Genomic DNA, 12,372 nt, shown 5'->3' with positions numbered 1-12,372 from the left:
AAATAATTCCAGAGATTAAAAATAAAGGCTGGCTTCATGACTGCGTACGATGACGACAAACCCAAGCCCCGTGGCGATCTGACCCTTCAGGTAGTGCCTCTGCCACAGGATACAAACGCCAACGGCGACGTGTTCGCTGGCTGGTTAGTCAAACAGATGGATATTGCCGCCGCCACCATGGCGGGCCGTATTTCTCTGGGCCGCAACGCTACGGTGGCGATGGACAGAATGGAGTTTCTCTCTCCACTACGAGTCGGCTCCCAGGTCAGCTGTTACTGCCAGCTGGTAGACATAGGCCGCAGCTCCATGAAGATCAATGTAGATGTCTGGACCCTGGATCGCACTGCCAAAAACCCCCGCAAGGTTACGGAAGGCCGGTTCGTATACGTTGCCATTGATGAGCACGGGCGTATTCGGGAAGTGCCTGAGCAACATCAATAATCAGGATTTTGTCAGCCGGTCCAGCCGCAACCGCTCGCGCTCGTCGAACAGGCGTCGTCCACCCCAGGATACCGCCATCAACGCACCAAACCCGGTGCCGGCGGTAATGATCAGCATCACCAGAATCTGATATTTCACCGCCACCGCCGGCGGGCTACCGGCCAGAATCTGACCGGTCATCATGCCCGGAAGGCTGACAATGCCAGCCGCCGCCATGGCGTTGATCGATGGCATCATGCCGCTGCGCATGGCCTCCCGGCGAATGCCTTCCAGGGCTTGCTGCCAGGTTTGCCCCAGCATCAACCGGCTTTCAATTACCGCACGCTGCCGCCAGACGGACTCATTCAACCGGTCCAGAGCCAGACTGACACCGGTCATGGTATTACCCAGCATCATGCCCAACAGGGGGATAGCGTATTGCGGGGCATACCAGGGCTCCGGGCCGATCACCACCATCAAGGCCAGCACCGTGACCGTAAAGGACGACACAAACATCGCCCCGGTGCCGATGCCGAAGGCCCACCAGCCTCGAAGCCGCCGGCTCTGGCGAACGACCACTTCCCGGCCTGCCACCAGCAGCATGATCGTGGCCAGCAGGGCAATCCAATAAAACGCAGAAGACGCAAACAAGGCTTCCAGCACCAGCCCGATCAGGGCCAGCTGGATCACCGTCCTTATGGCGGCAATCAACAGGCTGCGGGTGATACCAAGCCGGCTCAAATGGCCGGTCGCCGCCAGAGCCAGCACCAGCAGAGCCGCCAGCCCGAGCTTCCACCAGGCCAGATCAATCACTTCCATGGACAGGCTCCAGTCGGGCTCGGTGAATACGGTAATGGGCGTTGGCCACACGTTGAATCTGGGCCGGGTCATGGGCCACCCATAGGGTAGCGAGCTGCCGCCGCCGGATTTCTTCGAGCAGCCAGGTTTCAATGGCCCTCGTGGCCTCGCCATCGAGGTTGGCGGTAGGCTCGTCCAATAACAACGCCAGAGGTTGCAACGCAAGAGCCCGCCATAGCGCCAGCCTCTGCCGCTCCCCGGAAGACAACCGGCTGACCGACCAAGCCATCACCTCCGATGGAAACCCCAGTGCCTCGGGCACGTTTTCACCGGCCTTATAGGGAAAGTGAGCACCCACGTCATCAAACCACCACTGGCTGTCCGCCGGCACCATAACAACCCGGCTTCGCCACTGGTGTGCCGGCATATCCAGTTGGTCGGCGCCATTATGGGAAATCGCGCCGTTGTGTGGCTCCAGGTCGGCTACCGCTCGCAGCAAACGGCTCTTGCCACTGCCGGAGGGGCCAGACAAGCAAACTACCTGCCCGTCGGGCACCGCCAGTGACACCTCACTTAGGGCGCCAACGCTGACATTTTCCAGCAAAAGGCCGGTCAAAAGCGGCTCACCACGGCAATTCCTCACCGTTGCTGTGCCAGAAGGAGCCGGTATTCTCCAGGCTCAGTTGGGCAATGCGTTCCGCCAGTCCCCGGGCGGACTCTTCCGGAGTAATCAGACCGCCAAAGCTCACCATGCGGGTCTTAACATAACCAGGGTGTAGCTGCGCCACGGCAATCCCCTCAGGTTTCAAGTCCATCGCCATGGATTTACCAAACGCATTCAATGCCGCCTTTGAGGCGCGATAGCCGTAGCGACCCCCGGAATCGTTATCCGCAATGGAGCCCATACGGCTGGTGATATTGGCGATCTTGCTGCCCTGCCTCATCAACGGGATTAGTGCCTGGGCCACACGCAGCGGTGCGTAGGCATTGATTTCCATCTGAGTGCGGATGGAATCGAAATCGATGCTGCCCAACTGCTCATCCTGCAACAGACCGGCATTGTTAATCAGCAGGCTGATATCTTTGCCCACCAGCCCGGCCTTCAGTTTTGCTATGCCCTCATTGGTGGTGACGTCTACCCCTTCGATTACTTGCGCGGCCACGCTCGCCAGTTCTTCGGACGATTGCCGACACACGCCAATCACTTCATGCCCGTCACCCGCATAATGGCGTGCAAGTTCCAGACCTATGCCGCGATTGGCACCGGTGATTACGACTACGTTGGTATCCGACATCAGAAACGCCTCCATTCCGAGCAGACTCATTGCTTAATTGGATCATCCTTACCTATTGGCAAGGTCGTCCTTATCCGTAATGGTGACACCATAACGTTCAACCTGACCAGAGCGCGACAACACAGACCCTGAACCCGGGAACTTCAGGCAGTTAATCGCATTGGCGCCAGACTTTGCTTTCGACGACGGCGAGCTCAGATATCGCAGCAGCGGCTACCTCCAGGTTGAAGCGGGTGCCGGTCTGGTGCTGCGCTTCTGAAGCATTTCCCGCTGTCAGGCCAGGGTTTCATGCCTTTGGGGAAGCATCAATGATAGCAGCGAAGCCATGGCCACAAGGCCCGCAGAAATCCACAAGCAGGCTTCCAGGCCGTAATTCTGATAGACCCAGCCAGACAATATCGTCCCCAGTAGCCGACCCGCAGCGTTGGACATGTAATAGAAGCCCACATCCAGCGACACGCCATCGCCGCGGGCATAACTGACGATCAAGTAGCTGTGCAGAGAAGAGTTAATGGCAAACAAGACGCCAAACAGCAGCAGACCACCGATAACCACAACTTGCGGCGGCCAACCCGCCATCAGGCCAAGCGCAATGGCAGCGGGAATCAGTGCCAGAGCAGCGGCCCAGAACACAGCCGGCTGTTTGCTTTCCAGATTGCCGGTAATCCGGGGCGCAAAGGTCTGGACAAAACCATAACCAATGACCCAGGTGGCCATAAAGCCCCCGACTTTCCAGAAATCCCAGCCAAATACCGTGTGCAGATACACCGGCAGGGCCACCACGAACCAGACATCCCGGGCGCCGAACAGAAACATGCGGGCGGCGGACAGCACGTTGATGGCGCGGCTTTTCGAAAGGATTTCACGAAACTTCGGTTTGGCTTTGCTCTTGCCAAGCTCCTGCTTGAGCAGAAACAAACTGGCCAGCCAAACCAACCCGAGAGCCGTCGCCATGATGAGCACCGCGCCTGTAAAACCGACTGACATCAGCAACACGCCGCCCAGGAAAAAGCCCACGCCTTTCAGCGTGTTCTTGGAACCGGTCAGGATGGCCACCCACTTGTACAGGGTACCCTGCTGTTCATCCGGCACCAGCAGTTTGATGCCGCTCTTGGCGGACATCTTGTTCAGATCCTTGGCAATGCCGGACAAAGCCTGCGCCGCCATCACCCAGGGTACGGTCAGCAGGACCGCTGGAACGGCCAGCATGGCCAGCGCCGCAATCTGCAGGAACAGCCCTATATTCATGGTGCGATTCAGGCCCATACGGGCACCCAGATAGCCACCCACCAGGTTGGTCACCACCCCGAAGAACTCGTAAAAAATGAACAACAGGGCGATTTCCAGGGGCGAATAACCCAACTGGTGGAAATGCAGCACCACCAGCATGCGCAGGGCGCCGTCCGTCAGGGTGAATGCCCAGTAATTGCCGGTGATCACCAAATACTGACGGATGGCAGCTGTCATATCAGGCAGAACCTACCTTGCGCACCAATTCTGCAGTCCGGTTGGCGTAACCCCATTCGTTGTCGTACCAGGCGTAGATCTTTACCTGTGTGCCGTTGACCACCAGCGTGGACAGGGCATCGACGATGGAGGAGCGCGGATCGGTCTTGTAGTCGATGGACACCAACGGGCGCTCTTCGTAACCCATAATACCCTTCAGTTCGCCCTCGGCGGCTTCTTTCAAAAGCCGGTTCACAGTGTCGCGATCTGTTGGCGTTTCCACTTCAAATACACAGTCGGTCAGCGAGGCGTTGGTGAGCGGTATCCGCACTGCATGGCCATCCAGTCGCCCTTTCAACTCCGGGAAAATCTCGATAATCGCCGTGGCAGAACCGGTGCTGGTGGGGATCAGCGAACTGCCGCAGGCACGCGCCCGGCGCAAGTCCTTGTGGGGTGCGTCAAGGATGGTCTGGGTGTTGGTCAGGCTGTGAATAGTGGTGATAGAACCATGTTTGATACCGAGCTTCTCGTGAATGACCTTAACCACGGGCGCCAGACAGTTGGTTGTGCACGAAGCTGCGGTAAGGATGCGGTCATTGGCCGGATCGAAAATATGCTCGTTGACGCCCAATACGATGTTCTTGGCCCCAATTTCCTTCACCGGCGCGGTAGCCACGACGCGTTTCACGCCCTGATCCAGATATGCCTGCAGCACCGCCACCTTCTTGTTCACGCCACTGGCTTCAATCACCACGTCGCAGCCGGACCAGTCGGTGTCACCAATGGCCTTGTTGTGGGTAACCGTGATGCGCTTGCCTTCGATCACCATCTCACCACCACTGGCCGAAGCTTCATGGCTCCAGGGACCGTGAACACTGTCGAAGTTCAGCAGGTGTGCCAGGGTATGAGTGTCTGCCCCGGGATCATTGATGGCCACAAATTCCAGTTCCGGCCAGCCCCAGGAAGCCCTCAGTGCCAGGCGGCCAATGCGGCCAAATCCGTTAATGCCTACTTTGATCTTGTTCATGGCGGTCTCCTTGCGAGATTGGCAATCCGTGTTTCCGATTAATGATCAGGGGCACTGCACAGCCGGGCGTTCAGCCATGGCCCGCAACTGCACCAAGGGAGTTTCGATCAACGCCTCATTGTTCCGGGCAGTTTCATCCAGCACCCGCAACACCCACGCTGGTAGCCGGGGGTTAAGATAATAATAGACCCACTGACCACGGCGCTCCGTTTCCACCAGCCCCAAATCCCGCAGAATGGCCAGGTGACGGCTGACTTTAGGCTGGGACACCTCAAAGGCTTCCGTCAGTTCGCACACGCACAGCTTGTTTTGATCCCGGATCAACAAAAGTGCCGCGAGCCGCAACTCATCACCCATGGCTTTGAAAAGAGTCACCGGGTCGTAGTCTGCCGGTTTCGGGCCGGCTTCATTTTGCTGCAGAACGCTTCTTTTCATAAAGTCTTCCGCTATTCACACTGCCGCATATTCGATTTGCCATATATGCATTTTTAGCGATAATAGGTAGGGAACGTTACAAAGTAAAGACACAAGAATTACGCAAGCCTGTTATCGGCCTGACCGGCGTTCTCAATGCTGGCAGCAAGGAGCTTTGGGGTAAACAATGACCAGCAATGCAGAAACCACCAGACCTGAAGGCGCCAGCGGCGGCATGGATCTGTTCGGGAGATACCTGTCGGTCTGGGTGGCCTTGGCTATCGTCACTGGTGTGGCCTTGGGCCAGCTTGCACCAGTGGTACCAGAGACACTGTCCCGCTTCGAATACGCTCAGGTATCTATCCCTATCGCCATCCTGATCTGGGCAATGATTTTCCCGATGATGGCGCAGATTGATTTCAGCGCCATCGTGAACGTGAGAAAAGAGCCGAAAGGTCTGGCCATTACCACCGTCGTGAACTGGCTGATCAAGCCGTTTACCATGTTCGCCATCGCATGGTTCTTCCTGATGGTGCTGTTTGAACCGTTTATTGCACCGCAACTGGCCAGCGAATATCTGGCTGGCGCAATTCTGCTGGGCGCCGCTCCCTGCACCGCCATGGTGTTTGTCTGGAGTTACCTCACCAAAGGCGACGCTGCCTATACCCTGGTGCAGGTATCCCTGAACGACATCATCATGCTGTTTGCTTTCGCACCTATTGTAGTTTTCCTGCTGGGCATCTCAGACATTCAGGTGCCCTGGGATACCGTGCTCTTGTCCGTGGTACTGTACATCGTGATACCGCTCACTGCCGGATACCTGACCCGCCGGACCCTGATTGCCCGCAATGGCGTGCACTGGTACGACGAGGTATTTATGAAGCGCCTGAGCCCGGTAACCCCGGCGGCGTTGATTGTCACTCTGGTGCTATTGTTTGCTTTCCAGGGTGAGGTAATCCTGAACAATCCCCTGCACATTGTGTTGATTGCCGTACCACTGATCATCCAGACCTTTCTGATCTTCTTCCTGGCCTACGGCTGGGCCAGGCTGTGGAAGGTTCGCCACTGCATTGCCGCCCCCGGCGCCATGATCGGCGCCAGCAATTTCTTTGAGTTGGCCGTCGCTGCCGCCATTGCGCTGTTCGGCCTGCAATCCGGGGCTGCCTTGGCCACTGTGGTGGGCGTACTGGTGGAAGTACCCTTAATGTTGATCCTAGTGCGCATTGCCAACAACACCAGAGGGAAATTCCCGGCCTGAGGCTTCTGTATAGCCTCAGGGCGGTGGCCCAAGGCTATGCATCTGTTCAGCCAACCACCACCCTGCTAACATCCTGCCCAACTTTGTGACGCACCGAACCCCAACGGAATTCTACGAATGGACTTTCTCCAGGCTCTTTTCCTTGGTCTCCTCCAGGGACTGACCGAATTTTTGCCTATCTCCAGCTCTGCACACCTTATTCTGGTTCCGGCCTTCTTTGACTGGGTAGATCAAGGCGTAGCCTTTGACCTTGCAGTGCATATGGGCACTCTGCTGGCGGTGGTCCTCTACTTCCGCAACGACGTGTTCAGTATCGCGCGGGACGGTCTGATTTCCATAGGCCAGCGACGTGTCATCGGACAGGGGGCGCTGGCGCTGTACCTTGTGATAGGGACAATTCCCGCAGGTCTTGCCGGACTGGCGTTGCTGGATCTCATCGACAATGAATTGCGCGCAGTGGAGATCATCTTTGCCACCACACTGATCTTCGGCCTGTTACTGGGCATTGCAGACTGGATGCCCAAGCGCCAGCGCACGATGGACACACTAAACTGGAAAGACGCGGTACTGGTGGGAGTTGCACAGGCACTGGCACTCGTGCCCGGCACATCCCGCTCGGGCGTGACCATAACGGCCGGTCTGTTCCTGGGCATGTCCCGGGAGACAGCCTCCCGGTTTTCGTTTCTGCTGGCCATACCGATCATCGTACTGGCGTCTGCCGTCAAGCTTCTGGAAGTGGCAACATCGGAGATTTCGGTCGATTGGAGTGCTTTTCTGGTTGGCGGCGTAACTTCATTTTTAATCGCCATTACCGCCATCCACTTCTTCCTGAAATGGCTGAATAAAGTAGGCATGTGGCCTTATGTGATTTACAGGATTGTTCTGGCGGGGGCTATTTACGCACTGCTAATGTAAAGCCTGTCCGCCTGGGCAATAAACTCTCTATTACCCGTTACACTGAGCTTTGTTGGCTAGCCCTGGTCCTGAATAATGGCGGCCCATTCCTGACTATCAGGCCCAACGACGCATTGGCCTCTCTCGCGCAGTTCCAGACGCAGGCGGCATTTTTTTATTTCGTTTTCGAATTCGTGCTCGGGGATACTCTTTACCGCCGCCAGCAGTTTGACATGAAAACGCGTTCCCTCCCTGTTGAGGGTATAAAAAACCCACTTTCCTTCCTTTTGTGCAGTCACCAAGCCGGCTTTCTGCAGAATTTTCAGGTTACGCGAAACGTTGTAGTGCGTTTCACCAAGAACATCCATCGCTTCGGCTACGCAAATCCGCTCATCGATTTGGACCAGCAGCCAGAACAGCCGCAAACGATTCGAGTCCGCGATAGCTTTCAACCCTTCTACATAGCGATCATCCATCATTATGCTTCCAAACCTCCATTGGTTCGGATCTTAGGCCATTAGCACCAGAGCGGCAATCCGGCGAGCCTAATCACTGCTTCATCCTGACCAGAGCCCGGTTGACCGCCCCAGCAGAAAGCCATTGAGCATCTGGCAGACAGCTTCACTATCATCAGCACCCAGCATTCCAAGGCGCGCCTGGGCAACAGTCTTCTCATCGAATCGGGATTCAGCAATCTTCAGAAACTCAGCAAAAAAATCAGGGGTGAACTCCGGGTGCCCCTGTATTGTCAGGACCCTATCTGTGTGGCCCATCAGATAATAGGGACAGAATTCGCTACCCCCAAGATGCTCAAAACCTTCAGCAGGCGTTACAACCTGGTCGCGGTGCATTGCATATAGCGCAACAGGCTTTTTGTGCGACAGGCCAGCTATCTGGCGACGCAGGTGTATCGGATATATTCCCAACCCCCATCCAGCATCTGCCCGATCAACGCGCCCGCCTAAAGCCTGATGAATCATCTGATGACCAAAGCAGATCCCCAGCAGTCGCCGTCGCGCACTGTGAGCGTGACGGATAAAGGAGCCCAGTCGGTCAATCCAGGGTTCCCGGTCGAACACACTGGCCGGGCTACCACCGACCAGATATGCATCTGCCTCCATGACATTATCGGGCAACTCGCCTTTCCAGGCATGCCAAGTCCTGACCTCAAACTGCGCGCTTTGTAGTTGAAGCCGCTCAATCAAACATCCAGCATAGTTATCAAACACAGGTTGCAGGGCTGTGTGCACATCACCACACAACAACAGACCGATACGTACCGACCGTTGTTGTGACTGTGCCAAGCCGGTTCGCATTTCAAAAGACGACACTGAAAACGACCCCTCCGACTATGGCCAGAGCAATAACAGTAATCACAAAAGCCACAACCGCTTTTGGCTTAAGCACCGAAGAGATAATCGCGATTTCGGGCAAGCTGGCACCCGTTCCTCCAATCAGCAGAGCCATAGCGGCGCCCATACCCATACCTTTCGCGATTAGTACCTGCAGCAGAGGAATAGCCATCTCGATGCGCAGATACAAAGGCACGCCAATAGCCGCTGCTACAGGGATGGCATACCAGTTGTCATCGCCAATATATTCCTCAACAAGCTCCGCGGGGAGAAACGCTGCAGATAGTGCACTGATGACGGCGCCAATCAGAACATAAGGAATAATGCGCTTGAACAGTGCCCAGGCGAAACGCATAGCAAGCCGCATCCGCTCCTTGTGAGTCACAACGGCATCGCTGGTGTAGGGCGCACAAGCCGTGGCCATACACTGTTGCAGAGCCTCCGTACCGGAGCGGTCGTCTATTGCATTGTTTTCGCCCTGGCAGGATGACGCCGTGACAGCGACGGCTGCAGCCGGTGAACTGCTGCAACTGCTTACTGGCACTTCAGAAATGCGACGAAAAGAGTTTCTGAGTGGTGTCAGACCAATTACATAGCCAGCAAGGATGGCCCCGGCAAGCGTCAGAGCGAAATACAGGAGTGCAACTTCCCAACCGAACACGGCGAGGACCAGGCCAACAACTACGAAATTACATAAAGGTGCGGAGATGAGAAAGCCGAAGACCATTCCCATCGACGCTTTCATTTCAATCATACCCATGACGACTGGAACCATGGATGCACTGCAAAAGGGTGTAAGTGTACCCAGCAGAGCGCCCACCAAAGGCCCCCGTTTTTCATGCTTTGCCAGTTTTTTCTGCAGCTTTTCCTGCGGGATATATTCACGGATAATGCCCGTCAGAACCACAACTACAGCAATTATAAGAACGAGAGTACCACCCACATGGAGCAGCTCCTGTAGAGCTACCGCCCAATTATTCTTCTCCATAAACTTTCCTGAAATTAAATGACAACTTTATAAATGCACATACGCGCATTTATGCATATGTTGTAATTTAACCAATTCCCCCACCTCTGGCAAGAGATAGACAGATACCAGGCCAGAGACGTCATCATTATGCAAAGGTGTGTCGGCAAGGTGGCGCTCGTTTTGGCAACAGGGGCTGGCTAAACGAGCACTTTAGTTTTGCTAAAATGGATGGTGTTGGAACGAAAGCCCGCTATTATCTCTAGCAGGCTTCCAGGGGTGCATAGGCAAGCACCAGCCATTTTGCACCTTCATCGAAATTCACTTGTACCCGCGTGTGGTGCCCGCTGCCTTCGGCATTCAGAACAACACCTTCCCCAAACTTCGGGTGCCGAACTCTTTGCCCCAGGCTGAAACCGGACTGCTTTGCAGAGTCCTGACTGAACAACCCTTCGTTTGGCCGCTGGGCCATCGCCGGGCGGGTCACCGTGTTGCGCAACCGCACTTCCTGCAGACAATCGCTGGGGATCTCCCGCACGAAACGGGAGAGCGCATGAAACTTCTCCTGTCCATACAGCCGGCGGGACTCAGCGTAAGTGATCACCAGCTTTTTCATGGCCCGAGTGATGCCCACATAGGCCAACCGTCGTTCTTCCTCCATGCGCCCTGGCTCTTCCAGAGACATGCTGTGAGGGAATAACCCCTCCTCCACGCCGGCCAGAAACACCAGCGGGAACTCCAGGCCTTTGGCGGAGTGCAAGGTCATCAGCTGTACGCTGTCTTCGTGATCTCCGGCCTGGGATTCGCCGGCATCCAATGCTGCCTGTGCAATAAATTCCGAGAGCGGATCAACGCCTTCTTCCACTTGAAAGTCTGCAAGAGCGTTAACCAGCTCCTCCAGATTCTCAACCTTGGCCTGTGCTTTTTCGCCCTTTTCGCTGGCGTGGTAGTCCTTCAGGCCGCTGGCTTCGATCGTTTCCTTCATAAGGCCGTGGAGCGACGCGTCCTCTGCTATGGCGGACAATTCTTCAATGATATCGATAAATTTTTGCAGCCCGGTTTTCGCCCGGCCTTTCACCTGCCCGGCCTCCAGCAAACGCTCAGCTGACTCCCACAGGGACACGCTCTGGTTGCTTGCGTATTCACGCAGCTCCGCCAGGCTTTTGGCCCCGATACCCCGGGTCGGCACGTTCACCACCCGTTCGAAAGCGGCATCATCCCGGCGATAATGCACCAGCCGCAGATAAGCCAACGCATTGCGGATTTCCTGGCGATCATAAAAGCGCAGACCGCCATAGACCCGATAAGGAATACCCTGGCGCATTAGCGACTCTTCCAGCACCCGGGACTGGGCGTTGGAGCGGTACAGGATGGCGGACTCGCTGCGCAGATTGCCCTCATCAACCCAGCTGGAGATGCTGTCAGCGATGTAGTTGGCTTCATCCTGCTCGTTGAATGCGGCATACAGGCTGATGGGCTCGCCTTCCACGCCATCCGTCCAGAGTTCCTTGCCCAGCCGGCCCTGGTTGTTGGCAATTACGGAGTTGGCGGCTTTCAGAATCAGCTGTGTAGAACGGTAGTTCTGCTCCAGTCGCACCAGCCGGGCGTTGGGAAAGTCACGCTGGTACTGCTGGATGTTCTCGATTTTTGCGCCACGCCAGCCGTAGATGGACTGATCGTCATCGCCCACCACCGTCAGCGGAACACGGTTACTGGCCAACACCTGCAGCCAGGCGTACTGGATGGTGTTGGTATCCTGAAACTCGTCCACCAGAATGTGCTGAAACCGCTGTTGGTAATGGGCCAGCAGCTCCGGCCGATGTAGCCACAATTCGTGGGAGCGCAGCAGCAACTCGCCAAAATCCACCAATCCGCTCTGTTGGCAAAGCTGCTCGTAGCGGCGGTACACCTTCAGCATGGTGGAAGTGAAGTGATCCCCCGGGTTTTCCTGAATGTGGTCGGCCCGCAAGCCTTCGTCTTTCTGGCTACTGATAAACCACTGGGCTTGCCTGGGCGGGAACTGGCTTTCATCAATCTTTGCTTCCCGCATAACCCGCTTTACCATGCGGAGCTGGTCGTCGCTGTCCAGCACCTGAAAATTCTCTGGTAACCCGGCATCTTTCCAGTGCGCTCTCAGCAATCGGTGAGCAATACCATGAAACGTGCCAAACCATAGGCCGCGCGAGGGAATGTTCATCATCTCTTCGATGCGGTAGCGCATCTCTTTAGCGGCTTTGTTGGTAAAGGTGACCGCCAGAATCCCAGTGGGCGGAACCCTATCCACCTGCATCAGCCAGGCAATCCGGTGTACCAGCACCCGGGTTTTACCACTGCCGGCACCGGCCAGCACCAGCAGATGATCGTTCTGTGCCGTAACCGCCTCACGCTGGGCATCATTCAGGGAATCAATAATGTGGGAGACATCCATAGGGAACACTTTCGCTACTGGTTAAATGAACAGGTCGGAAGTATATCAGCTGTGATGGGCGCCTGCTTTCCTG

At 56.0% G+C, this 12,372-nt stretch carries 13 protein-coding genes; 3 read left to right on the top strand and 10 right to left on the bottom strand.

What is annotated here, in order from left to right:
- Positions 1-36 precede the first annotated feature (36 nt).
- Positions 37-441 carry an acyl-CoA thioesterase gene (locus FFI90_RS08885; protein ID WP_144777677.1) on the top strand — a complete coding sequence of 135 codons (405 nt, stop codon included), beginning with the start codon at positions 37-39 and terminating at the stop codon, positions 439-441.
- On the opposite strand, the gene FFI90_RS08880 is transcribed toward FFI90_RS08885, so the two are convergent.
- From FFI90_RS08880 to FFI90_RS08855, 6 genes are all read right to left on the bottom strand, one after another.
- Positions 442-1,239, bottom strand: coding sequence for an ABC transporter permease (locus FFI90_RS08880; protein ID WP_144778293.1), 798 nt, complete (start codon positions 1,237-1,239; stop codon positions 442-444).
- Entirely contained in the window at positions 1,226-1,834 is a 609-nt protein-coding gene (locus tag FFI90_RS08875) for an ABC transporter ATP-binding protein (protein WP_144777676.1), read from the bottom strand. Before FFI90_RS08875 ends, FFI90_RS08880 begins: the two co-directional genes overlap by 14 nt.
- A gap of 7 nt (positions 1,835-1,841) precedes the next feature.
- Positions 1,842-2,513 (bottom strand): SDR family oxidoreductase, encoded by a 672-nt coding sequence (locus FFI90_RS08870; RefSeq protein WP_144778292.1) that lies wholly within the window; start codon positions 2,511-2,513, stop codon positions 1,842-1,844.
- Positions 2,514-2,786: 273 nt separating this feature from the next.
- Complete coding sequence (arsJ, locus tag FFI90_RS08865) at positions 2,787-3,980, bottom strand: organoarsenical effux MFS transporter ArsJ (protein ID WP_144777675.1); 1,194 nt, start codon at positions 3,978-3,980, stop codon at positions 2,787-2,789.
- A 1-nt stretch (position 3,981) separates the two neighbouring features.
- Entirely contained in the window at positions 3,982-4,986 is a 1,005-nt protein-coding gene (locus tag FFI90_RS08860) for an ArsJ-associated glyceraldehyde-3-phosphate dehydrogenase (RefSeq protein ID WP_144777674.1), read from the bottom strand.
- Between the two features lie 45 nt (positions 4,987-5,031).
- Positions 5,032-5,421 (bottom strand): metalloregulator ArsR/SmtB family transcription factor, encoded by a 390-nt coding sequence (locus tag FFI90_RS08855; RefSeq protein ID WP_144777673.1) that lies wholly within the window; start codon positions 5,419-5,421, stop codon positions 5,032-5,034.
- A gap of 166 nt (positions 5,422-5,587) precedes the next feature.
- Here FFI90_RS08855 and arsB point away from each other — a divergent pair, with 166 nt between their 5' ends.
- The gene (arsB, locus tag FFI90_RS08850; RefSeq protein WP_144777672.1) at positions 5,588-6,658 is read left to right on the top strand and encodes an ACR3 family arsenite efflux transporter; all 1,071 of its coding nucleotides are present in this window, start codon (positions 5,588-5,590) and stop codon (positions 6,656-6,658) included.
- A 117-nt stretch (positions 6,659-6,775) separates the two neighbouring features.
- Positions 6,776-7,573 (top strand): undecaprenyl-diphosphate phosphatase, encoded by a 798-nt coding sequence (locus FFI90_RS08845; RefSeq protein WP_144777671.1) that lies wholly within the window; start codon positions 6,776-6,778, stop codon positions 7,571-7,573.
- Between the two features lie 56 nt (positions 7,574-7,629).
- Here FFI90_RS08845 and FFI90_RS08840 read toward each other — a convergent pair whose 3' ends face one another.
- The 4 genes from FFI90_RS08840 to uvrD form a co-directional block, all read right to left on the bottom strand.
- Entirely contained in the window at positions 7,630-8,031 is a 402-nt protein-coding gene (locus FFI90_RS08840) for an ArsR/SmtB family transcription factor (RefSeq protein WP_186317949.1), read from the bottom strand.
- A 78-nt stretch (positions 8,032-8,109) separates the two neighbouring features.
- Complete coding sequence (locus FFI90_RS08835) at positions 8,110-8,883, bottom strand: type 1 glutamine amidotransferase (protein WP_144777670.1); 774 nt, start codon at positions 8,881-8,883, stop codon at positions 8,110-8,112.
- Positions 8,870-9,892, bottom strand: a complete 1,023-nt coding sequence (locus tag FFI90_RS08830; protein ID WP_144777669.1) for a permease — start codon at positions 9,890-9,892, stop codon at positions 8,870-8,872. Before FFI90_RS08830 ends, FFI90_RS08835 begins: the two co-directional genes overlap by 14 nt.
- Before the next feature lie 241 nt (positions 9,893-10,133).
- A complete protein-coding gene (uvrD, locus tag FFI90_RS08825) occupies positions 10,134-12,299 on the bottom strand; it encodes a DNA helicase II (RefSeq protein ID WP_144777668.1) in 2,166 nt (721 codons plus the stop codon).
- Between the last annotated feature and the right edge of the window lie 73 nt (positions 12,300-12,372).

It is taken from the genome of Marinobacter maritimus, from assembly GCF_007671675.1.
GTDB classification, from domain to species: Bacteria; Pseudomonadota; Gammaproteobacteria; order Pseudomonadales; family Oleiphilaceae; genus Marinobacter; species Marinobacter maritimus.
This window is presented reverse-complemented; position numbering and strand designations above follow the sequence as displayed.

Excerpts from the sequence above, each read along its gene's own strand:
- FFI90_RS08855 (WP_144777673.1), bottom strand. The coding sequence starts at position 5,421 with ATGAAAAGAAGCGTTCTGCAGCAAAATGAAGCCGGCCCGAAACCGGCA.
- FFI90_RS08830 (WP_144777669.1), bottom strand. The coding sequence starts at position 9,892 with ATGGAGAAGAATAATTGGGCGGTAGCTCTACAGGAGCTGCTCCATGTG.
- arsJ (WP_144777675.1), bottom strand. The coding sequence starts at position 3,980 with ATGACAGCTGCCATCCGTCAGTATTTGGTGATCACCGGCAATTACTGG.
- FFI90_RS08880 (WP_144778293.1), bottom strand. The coding sequence starts at position 1,239 with ATGGAAGTGATTGATCTGGCCTGGTGGAAGCTCGGGCTGGCGGCTCTG.
- FFI90_RS08860 (WP_144777674.1), bottom strand. The coding sequence starts at position 4,986 with ATGAACAAGATCAAAGTAGGCATTAACGGATTTGGCCGCATTGGCCGC.
- uvrD (WP_144777668.1), bottom strand. The coding sequence starts at position 12,299 with ATGGATGTCTCCCACATTATTGATTCCCTGAATGATGCCCAGCGTGAG.
- FFI90_RS08885 (WP_144777677.1), top strand. The coding sequence starts at position 37 with ATGACTGCGTACGATGACGACAAACCCAAGCCCCGTGGCGATCTGACC.
- FFI90_RS08845 (WP_144777671.1), top strand. The coding sequence starts at position 6,776 with ATGGACTTTCTCCAGGCTCTTTTCCTTGGTCTCCTCCAGGGACTGACC.
- arsB (WP_144777672.1), top strand. The coding sequence starts at position 5,588 with ATGACCAGCAATGCAGAAACCACCAGACCTGAAGGCGCCAGCGGCGGC.
- FFI90_RS08870 (WP_144778292.1), bottom strand. The coding sequence starts at position 2,513 with ATGTCGGATACCAACGTAGTCGTAATCACCGGTGCCAATCGCGGCATA.
- FFI90_RS08840 (WP_186317949.1), bottom strand. The coding sequence starts at position 8,031 with ATGATGGATGATCGCTATGTAGAAGGGTTGAAAGCTATCGCGGACTCG.